This is a genomic window from Patescibacteria group bacterium, from assembly GCA_028707065.1.
Classification (GTDB): Bacteria; Patescibacteriota; Patescibacteriia; order Patescibacteriales; family WJLG01; genus JAQTUZ01.
Genome location: JAQTUZ010000034.1, coordinates 1 through 8,580 on the forward strand (window position 1 = coordinate 1; position 8,580 = coordinate 8,580).

Annotated in this window: 10 protein-coding genes and 1 rRNA gene; all 11 read right to left on the reverse strand. The window is 42.6% G+C overall.

What is annotated here, in order from left to right:
* Positions 1 to 1,642, reverse strand: a 23S ribosomal RNA gene (locus PHE24_06815); the annotation flags it as partial.
* Positions 1,643 to 2,561: 919 nt separating this feature from the next.
* Positions 2,562 to 3,128: a hypothetical protein gene (locus PHE24_06820; GenBank protein MDD4902811.1), complete on the reverse strand. Its 567-nt coding sequence runs from the start codon at positions 3,126 to 3,128 to the stop codon at positions 2,562 to 2,564.
* A gap of 143 nt (positions 3,129 to 3,271) precedes the next feature.
* Entirely contained in the window at positions 3,272 to 4,306 is a 1,035-nt protein-coding gene (locus tag PHE24_06825) for a type IV pilus twitching motility protein PilT (protein ID MDD4902812.1), read from the reverse strand.
* A gap of 121 nt (positions 4,307 to 4,427) precedes the next feature.
* A complete protein-coding gene (rnc, locus tag PHE24_06830; GenBank protein ID MDD4902813.1) occupies positions 4,428 to 5,120 on the reverse strand; it encodes a ribonuclease III in 693 nt (230 codons plus the stop codon).
* Between the two features lie 164 nt (positions 5,121 to 5,284).
* Positions 5,285 to 5,521 (reverse strand): hypothetical protein, encoded by a 237-nt coding sequence (locus tag PHE24_06835; GenBank protein ID MDD4902814.1) that lies wholly within the window; start codon positions 5,519 to 5,521, stop codon positions 5,285 to 5,287.
* A 158-nt stretch (positions 5,522 to 5,679) separates the two neighbouring features.
* The gene (locus tag PHE24_06840; protein MDD4902815.1) at positions 5,680 to 6,009 is read right to left on the reverse strand and encodes a hypothetical protein; all 330 of its coding nucleotides are present in this window, start codon (positions 6,007 to 6,009) and stop codon (positions 5,680 to 5,682) included.
* 4 nt (positions 6,010 to 6,013) lie between these two features.
* Positions 6,014 to 6,514, reverse strand: a complete 501-nt coding sequence (gene nusB / locus PHE24_06845) for a transcription antitermination factor NusB (GenBank protein ID MDD4902816.1) — start codon at positions 6,512 to 6,514, stop codon at positions 6,014 to 6,016.
* Positions 6,515 to 6,576: 62 nt separating this feature from the next.
* Positions 6,577 to 6,882 carry a hypothetical protein gene (locus PHE24_06850; protein ID MDD4902817.1) on the reverse strand — a complete coding sequence of 102 codons (306 nt, stop codon included), beginning with the start codon at positions 6,880 to 6,882 and terminating at the stop codon, positions 6,577 to 6,579.
* 39 nt (positions 6,883 to 6,921) lie between these two features.
* On the reverse strand, positions 6,922 to 7,125 hold the full coding sequence (rpmF, locus tag PHE24_06855) for a 50S ribosomal protein L32 (GenBank protein MDD4902818.1): 204 nt from the start codon (positions 7,123 to 7,125) through the stop codon (positions 6,922 to 6,924).
* Positions 7,126 to 7,378: 253 nt separating this feature from the next.
* The gene (locus tag PHE24_06860) at positions 7,379 to 7,789 is read right to left on the reverse strand and encodes a response regulator (GenBank protein MDD4902819.1); all 411 of its coding nucleotides are present in this window, start codon (positions 7,787 to 7,789) and stop codon (positions 7,379 to 7,381) included.
* Positions 7,790 to 7,820: 31 nt separating this feature from the next.
* Positions 7,821 to 8,580: HAMP domain-containing sensor histidine kinase (locus tag PHE24_06865; protein ID MDD4902820.1), on the reverse strand; the 760-nt coding region annotated here is incomplete at its 5' end.

Sequence of the window (8,580 nt, forward strand, 5' to 3'; positions counted from 1 at the left end):
CTCCTAGTTGTCGCAGTCACGACACCACCTTTTACACTTAGCATATATTTAGGGACCTTAGATTACGATTTGGGCTGTTTCCCTTTTGACCGATGAAGCTTAGCCCCCATGGTCTGACTCCCGAGTTTTAGGCCTACCATTAAGCAATCTTTTTCTGCTGCAATCCAAAAATTTCGGCTGCAAATCATTCAGCGCTCGTCGACGTATTTATTCAATACGCCTTCTCGCGCTTCATGATTTTCGCTCGAAATTTTTGAATTTCGCTACGAAAAAATTGCTTAACGGTAGGCCCTTGATTGGTATTCGGAGTTTGGTTAAGAGTAATATCTTGCGACTTACCCTCATTCAGTGCTCTACCCCCAATCATAAACACTCGAGGCTAGCCCTAAAGCTATTTCGAGGAGAACCAGCTATTGCCTAGTTCGATTGAAATTTCATCCCTAACCACAAGTCATCCCCTAGTGTTGCACGGCTAGTGGGTTCGGCCCTCCATCCGTCTTTCGACGAACTTCAGCCTGCCTGTGGTTAGATCACCAGGCTTCGGGTCTTATACGCGCGACAAACGGGCTATTAACCCTCGCTTTCACTACGCCTCCTCCAGCCCCAGTTTTACAATTAAACAAGAAAATATTTTATCCCGAGATTAATTTTTTATTAACTTCAGATGTTTTACTTGATTATGAAACTGGGGCTGGATTAGGCAAGCCGCGCACAATAAACTCGTTGGCTCATTCTTCAATAGGCACGCCGTCACCCCTCACCATTTTTTACGAAACATCTAAAAAGTTTTTCAAACTAAATATTAGTTTAAAAAAATGCTTTTTAAAATATTCACGAAAAATGGTGAGGGGCTCCGACTCCTTATAAGTATATGGTTTCAGGTACTATTTCAACTCCCTCACCGGGATGCTTTTCACCTTTCCCTCACGGTACTAGTTCACTATCGATCATAAAAAGTATTTAGTCTTGGATCATAGTCGACCCGGATTCACGCGGGATTTCACGAGTCCCGCGCTACTTAAGAATAATAAAGACGGTTCAATAATGCGTGTCGCGTACGGGGCTATCACCCTCTTTGGCCTAGCTTTCCAGCTAGCTTCTGCTACACATTACCGCATCCCGCTTCGTCCATCCCAAGGGACAAAAGATACTATTCTTGCAACTACCCGCGAACATGTGGACTTGGATCCTTCCTAATCCCATACCCGAAGGCACAGGATTATTCAGTTCGCGAGATTTAGACTGGTCCCCTTTCGCTCGCCACTACTCGGGGAATCATCCAGCCCCAGTTTTGAAAAAAATTATTTTCTAATTAAAAGCTTGATGATCTTTATCAAGTTTTTAAAAAATAAAATTATTTCGCTCAAAACTGGAGCTGGATTTTTTATTAATTTCTTTTCCTCCGGCTACTAAGATGTTTCAGTTCACCGGGTAATCTCCCAGCCCTAGTTTTTGGAAAAAAATTAATTTTTTTCCAAAAACTAGGGCTGGACATCCTGTCTTCAACAGGATAGGTTTCCCCATTCGGAAATCCTCGGATCAAAGATTGCTTGCCATCTCCCCGAAGCTTATCGCAGGCTGCTACGTCCTTCATCGTCTTTTTATGTCAAGGCATCCACCATACACCCTTAATGAGATTTTCCCACATCCTTATTTCCAAGTGTCCGTCGCTAAGGGCTCTTTTGTTTCTAGATTTCAAATTTTGAGGAAATTTTTTCAAAAATCTTTGAAGCGATATGACTATATCGTTGAAAAAATTTTTGAAAAAATTTACCGAAATTTGAGATTTAGAACAAATATGGCTCTTGGCGACGGACGCTGGAGGATGTGTTTGCTCATTTTTACTTCTTCTAATTTATATTAACTAAACTAAAAAGTGATTTAGTTCATTAACAATATTTGGACTTTATTTAGACCTCTTCTTATATTTTTTCTTTACCTCTTTGCCCCGCGAACTCGCAGGACAAAAATTATCTAAGTATTCAGTTGTCAAAGTTCTTTACATACGGGTCTCGAGTCGGATATCTTTTCGGTCTAAATCTTTATCTTTCGGCAAATTTCGCCAAAAAATTTTTTCGCCGATGAATCACATCACCCAAAAAATTTTTTGCAAAATTTGCTCGAAATCTAAAAAATTTATACTCGAAAGAATATCCGACTCGAGACCCTATCAGTATTTCTGAAAACAATTTTAAAAAATTATTTTCAAAATTCTAATATCGTCAAAAAAATGTTCGTTGCATTGCTGTTCGTAAGTATTCGGATATTTCGTAGGTTCGGATTATATTTTAGTGTTCAAAAAAACCGCCTTCAAGCGGTCAGCAAAACTTGCGGGCAAGTCATTTGTTAACTGCTTGAAATAAGAGAAGTTAATAAGCGATTTATCATAGAGTTTTCGTTAGTTTTGCGATGTTTTAAATTATACATTATTAAAAATATATGTCAAGAGAAAACTGATCGCGGTGAATTATTGATTTTAGTGGCAAAATTTTGCTTAAATTTAGCCAAAATAAAAACAGGAGTAATTTTACCCCTGTTTGGTTCAATTCATAGAAAAAACGCTATTTTTTGGGATTGAAGAACCCGTCCAAATAATCCACAGCTTCCTCGGCGCGTGTTGCCGGATGAATGAAGTTGTCTTTGGACGGAATTAAAAAATCCAGCTGGCGCAGAACAGGATCATTCCCTTTGACAATCAGTACGACCGGCCGCAATAATTTTTCGTCATTTCTTTGCAACAGTTCCATCCGCTGGACTTCGTTGGCCAGTAGGAGCTCGACTGCTGTCCCGCTCGCACCTTGCGGCGAAAAAGAAATGAAAGCGTCAGCGGCCATCAGGTCGCTTAAGCGCTGCGGCAAATTGGGAGCGAATTTTATCCGGCTCAAATCCTTTACCAAGCTTTGTTCTTCCCCGCTGAACCCGATGCCGAAAGTTTCCCCGCCCCGAGTTTGACAGCCGAACAATACCGCGCCCATCACGCCAACGGGACGACCGCCGCTCATAACCACATAATCTTTTTCAGCCAGCAACTCGCCAAGGCGATAGGCCTCGTCATACCTCCAATCACCAGCTACGCATCGGCTGGGACCAAATACGGCCACGGTTTTTTTTAATTTTTTAACGTCCATCTTTATCCCCCTTCCTGTTTTCTGTTTTTAGGCCAATTTTAAAAAGTGCGACTTAACACTGTAATATTAATTTAGTAATCTGTAAAGAGGGGCGCAAAAAAGCGGACTTGAAAGCCCGCTTAAAAAATCCGATAATATTTTAACTACAGCGCGCCCAAACTTTTCAGCTGCGTGTGGGCGATTTCCTCGCTGATCAGACCAGCTTTCATAAGATTGCGCAGGTCGCGTTCGGCTGAAATCATTCCCGACTCTTGCCCTGATTCGATCACGCTCTGGATCTGGGCGATCTTATTTTCGCGGATCAAGTTGCCCACGGCGGCATTTCTCACCATTATCTCCCGGGTGGCGATTCGTCCGCCGCCGACTCGCGGCAAGAGGCGCTGGGAGATCACCATTTCCAAAGTCATGGAGAGCTGAGTCCTGACTTGCCCTTGCTGATCCGGAGGGAAAACATCGATGATGCGATCGATCGATTGCGCGGCGTTATAAGTATGCAAAGTGGCCAGAACCAAATGGCCGGTTTCCGCCAAGGTGATAGTCGCGGCGATAGTTTCCAGATCGCGCATTTCGCCGACCATGATCACGTTCGGATCCTGGCGCAAAGCGTGTTTCAGGCCGGATTCAAAAGACGGGATATCGCTCCCTAACTGGCGCTGGATGATCAAACTTTTATTGGGCTTGAATAAAAATTCGATCGGATCCTCGAGCGTGATTATTTTGCGGCTAAAGTTATCGTTAATGTAAGAAATTATCGCCGCCAGCGTCGTGGACTTGCCGCAACCGGTCGGACCGGTCACTAAAATCAGCCCGCGATTCTTATCAACCATCTCCCTGACGATTTCCGGCATACCCACGCTTTCCATCGTCGGCGATTCTTTATTGATGATTCTCGCCGCCAAACCCACATTTTCCTTTTCAAAATGAATGTTGACGCGAAAACGAGTGTCATTAACAGCATAACTGAAATCCAAATCGCGGTTCTCTTCAAACATCTGTTTTTGCCTTTCGGTGAGAAGCGAAAAAACCATTTCCTGCATTTCTTTCTTGATCAACTGGGAAAACTTATTAAGCGGCACCAAATTGCCGTCGATCCTTAAAACCGGCAGCAAGCCGACGTTCAAATGCAAGTCGGAAGCTTTTTTGTCGATGGCGATTTGAAAAAGGTCTTTTATGTTCATTTGTTTAAAAAATAAATTTTATTTTTTATTTAAAAAGGTTTGTTCAATGAATAACGGAAATTTGAAATTAGAAATTTGAAATTTTTAGCCCAATTTCCAATTTCAAATTTCCAATTTCATCTTACCATCCTTTTACCTCCAGTCCGGCCTTCGCTGCTTCCACCTCCGCTTCTTGTTTGGACGAACCGTGGCCGGTAGCGATGAGTTCTTCGGAAACGTATAAGCCAATATCGAAAATCTTGGCATGATCCGGGCCTTCCTCTTTTAAGACGCGATAATGCGGAGTGATGCCGAATTTTTCCTGGGAAATTTCCTGAAACTTTGATTTAGGATCAAAATACAATTCGTTCTTCAAGATATAATCAAGCTTAGTGACGATCTTATTGGTAATGAATTCTTTGGCCTTCTCTGTCCCCTGATCCAGATAGATCGCGCCGATCAAAGCTTCGACCGCGTCAGCCAAAATGAATTGCCGCGCTTTGGAATTCGCATCTTTAGCTTCACCGCGGGATAAAAGCAGGTTGTCTTCGATCGCCAGTTCCTCGGCGATGGTCGCGAGCATCTTGGCGTTAACTAAGCTGGCGCGCCAATTGGTCAATTCCCCTTCCTGCTTCTTGGGATATTTAAGATAAAGGAATTCCGTGACGATCAATTCCAAGACCGCGTCGCCCAAAAATTCCAAACGCTCGTTGTGGTCGAGATAAAAATCCGAATGTTCATTAAGATAGGAACGATGGACCAGCGCTTGCTGCAAAAGGTCCTTGTTCTTGAAGTCGGTTCCCAGCCGTCCTTCCAGTAACGAGAGATCGCTCATAGTGGCATGTTTGCCAGATTATTAAATTGCAAAATTGCGCGTCGCAATATGGCGATTTAACAAGCAGGCAAGATTAATTAATTTTAAAAATTGAAAATTATTGTTGCGGTAAATTTTTATCATCGGCTAAAACTGGTGCCGGCTCAGCCGGCTCATTGCTCGTTTTATTCTTCCAATTCTGCATAAAGGGCGCGAATTGCATCGCCGAGGGTCGTTCGCGGATTTTTTTCCCGCCAAGCCTTCGCTTCACTCACCCAGTTTCTTCCTTGCTTTTTGTATTCTTCTCTGAGCAGCTCTTGCATCTGTTTTTCTTCATCATCAAGGCGCGCCGAACCACCTGACATAATATGCTCCCCAAATCCTTTTTCAAGTTCCGCTGGTTCCATTGGTATCTTCTCCATATAATATTATTTAACCTGAATTGGCTCCGGCAGAATCTCTCCGCCGGCTGGCGGAGGATTCTGCCGCCTTGGCGTATTAACGTCAGAATCCCCTAACGGGAGATTCTGACGAGGCCAATTTTTGACGAGGCCAATTTTTATTATATGCTTCAATGCCCCTAATAAGGTGAAGTGATGTTTTTATATAATAAAGCAAATAATTGAAAAGGATATATTATTATTCTTATCAGAACCATGAGTATGGTCCACGTAACCTCTCCGAAGAAGAGAATACCGCAGATAGTCAAAGCGGCCAAGATAAAAGCGGTGTAGCCGAATTCATTTGATAAATAATTAAATTTGGTATCTTTGGTGCGTTTAAAATAGTAGATGATAAAATTTACGGCCTCAGCAATGGCGGCAAGAATCAAGATGATAATAATCAAAAAAATAAACGCTAAAAATTCTATTCCGGGACCTAGTATACCAGCAAACATGTCTTGGCGCATAAATTTATTTTGAAGGGTGTTCCTCGGCAGAAATAGTTTCTTCTGTCGGTTTTTCGGCGGGTTTTTCGCCGCGGATTTTTTGTTCCTCGGTCAATTCGTTCTTGAACATCGCGCCCAGGACGCCGTTGACGAATTTGCCGGAGGATTCGCCGCCGAAAGCTTTGGCGATCTCGATCGCTTCGTTAATTGCCACTTTAGGAGGTATGTCTTCGCGGCACAATAATTCATAAGCACCGATGCGCAAAATATTCCGATCAACGATCGTGATCTGCTCGAGCGGCCAATCGGTCGCGTATTTAGTTATCAGTCCGTCGATCTTATCAATATTATCCATCACGCCTTTGACGGTTTCGGTGACAAAACCGTGGTCGTCAAAACCTGGCGCGAAATTTTCAAAATTGTTTTTGATCAAATCAGAAAAACTCACGTCCTTTTTCCGGCCGTTAAAATCCCAGGTGAACAGAGTCTGCATGGCCATCGTTCGAGCCAAGTGGCGGTTGGACATATTGATATAAATTTCACCCAGAGGGTGATCAGCCTTTGGCTGAAAAAATGCAAAATTAAAAATTATTTTTTCATCGCAACGATTACAATTGTCGCAATAAATCCTAAAATTGCGCTACAGAGAAACCCAAACAAATACTTTTTGCCGATTTGTCGATATTTTCTTATAAAAAGAAAAGTGACTGCAACGAAAAAACTTAACTCTGACAAACCCTCCCAAAGACCGACAATTGGTGACTTTAATAAAACCAATAATCCAGCAATTATTGGAACAAGGAATCCGACTATGAAATACATTTTTTCCTTTTTCTTTGTATTTTCTGGCGTTGGCATTTTGGAAACATCAACGCTATTTGTATTTTGTTCCATAAATTTTTTTAATTCCAAAAAACAAAAAAACCAAGGGGATTATTTTCCCTTAGTCTTTTTGGATTTGACTTTCACTTTGACGGCTTCGCGGCCCTTATAGGTTCCGCAAACTGAACAGGCGCGATGCGGTTCAACTGCTTGTCCGCATTTTGAGCAAGTATTTAACTTGGTCTTTTTTAAAGCAAAGTGAGAAGCTCTCGCTCTTACCGAACTTTTTGGTCTTCTTTTTGGCGGTACTGGCATAAAATTAAGTAAAAAGTTTCCGCCAAAGGCGGATCCGCCCTGGGCGGAAAAAATTATAAATGATTATTTTTCTTATATTCAAAGAATAACTTAAAAAAGGGCGAAAGTCAAGAATAATAGTGTTAAACAAAAAAGCATAAAAACAGCGGAGCGGAACGCGGACGATTTGTCCGGGATTTTTAATTTCTGGCCGACTCAAATATTTTTATGCTTTTTGTCGCTTGCTCTATCTTATTTGGCTTTCAGCTGAAATTTAACGTAAGCGATCGTCCGGACCAAAGCCGTTTATGGCCAATTTTTGTTTGATCTTGGCCACCACGTCATCAAGCTTCCAATTAGTTTTGACCATAAAATCCTGGACGCCATGCTTGATCGCCTCTTCGATTTGCGGACCATAAGCGACATTAGTCAGAAGAATGACCGGCGTGGCGACGAATTTTTTTTCCTCGCGTAATTTTTTCAGCATGGTTACGCCGTCCATTTTCGGCATCAAAACATCCAATAAAATAAGGTCGGGATCTTGCGTTAAAGCTTTGTGCAAAGCTTCTTCCCCGTCCTTAGCTTGGATGACCTTAAAACCTTCTTCAACTAATTTTTCCGTCACGATATTGAGGAGCATTAAGTCGTCTTCGGCGATTAAAATTTTTTTTCTCGGTTCGTTCATGTAATTATGTTTAATTATTTATATTAAAAAATTATTTGGGGATGGTAAAATAAAAAGTTGTTCCTATTCCGGCGGCCGATTCAAACCAAATTTTTCCGCCATTGGCCTCAACCGCCGCTTTAGTGATGAACAATCCCAAGCCGCTGCCGACTTGCGAGTTTCGGCCCCGATAAAATTTGGAAAAGACTTTGGGCTGTTCGGATTTCGGGATCACCGGTCCGTAATTGCGGATGCTAATAACATATTTTCCCTTGCTCGCTTTGATCAGAATATCGATCTTGCCGTTTTTCGGCGCAAAATTGCAGGCGTTATTTAAAATATTGTTAAGCGCCACGGAAAAAAGCAGCGGATCAATAACCAGCCGCTTGATTTTGGCCGGTATGATTAAATTGATTTTTTGGCCTTTCTTTTCCAAGCTGGGCCGGCATGATCTGATGGCGTCTTGCAACAGCGCCAAAATGTCAACTGATTTTTTATAAATAGACAGCCTGCCCGCCTCGATCCGCGCCACGTCCAGGAGGCCGTTCACCAAGCCGATCAATCGTTCGTTGGAAATAGCCAAATCGCGCAGATACCTTTTTTGCTTATCGCTTAGGCCTTGGGTTTGCGACGACATTGTTTCCAAAATCCATTTTGACGCCGAAAGCGGGGTGCGCAGCTGGTGCGATGCCAAAGAAAGAAAATCGCTTTTAGCCTGATCCAGCGCTTTTTCTTCGGTGATGTCCCGAAAAACATTAATGGCCCCGATCGTTTCCCCTCCTAAAATAACCGGCGCTACCGCCCGAGAGACC

Excerpts from the sequence above, each read along its gene's own strand:
- PHE24_06820 (MDD4902811.1), bottom strand. The coding sequence starts at position 3,128 with ATGGACGTTAAAAAATTAAAAAAAACCGTGGCCGTATTTGGTCCCAGC.
- PHE24_06825 (MDD4902812.1), bottom strand. The coding sequence starts at position 4,306 with ATGAACATAAAAGACCTTTTTCAAATCGCCATCGACAAAAAAGCTTCC.
- rnc (MDD4902813.1), bottom strand. The coding sequence starts at position 5,120 with ATGAGCGATCTCTCGTTACTGGAAGGACGGCTGGGAACCGACTTCAAG.
- PHE24_06835 (MDD4902814.1), bottom strand. The coding sequence starts at position 5,521 with ATGGAGAAGATACCAATGGAACCAGCGGAACTTGAAAAAGGATTTGGG.
- PHE24_06840 (MDD4902815.1), bottom strand. The coding sequence starts at position 6,009 with ATGCGCCAAGACATGTTTGCTGGTATACTAGGTCCCGGAATAGAATTT.
- nusB (MDD4902816.1), bottom strand. The coding sequence starts at position 6,514 with ATGTCCAACCGCCACTTGGCTCGAACGATGGCCATGCAGACTCTGTTC.
- PHE24_06850 (MDD4902817.1), bottom strand. The coding sequence starts at position 6,882 with ATGGAACAAAATACAAATAGCGTTGATGTTTCCAAAATGCCAACGCCA.
- rpmF (MDD4902818.1), bottom strand. The coding sequence starts at position 7,125 with ATGCCAGTACCGCCAAAAAGAAGACCAAAAAGTTCGGTAAGAGCGAGA.
- PHE24_06860 (MDD4902819.1), bottom strand. The coding sequence starts at position 7,789 with ATGAACGAACCGAGAAAAAAAATTTTAATCGCCGAAGACGACTTAATG.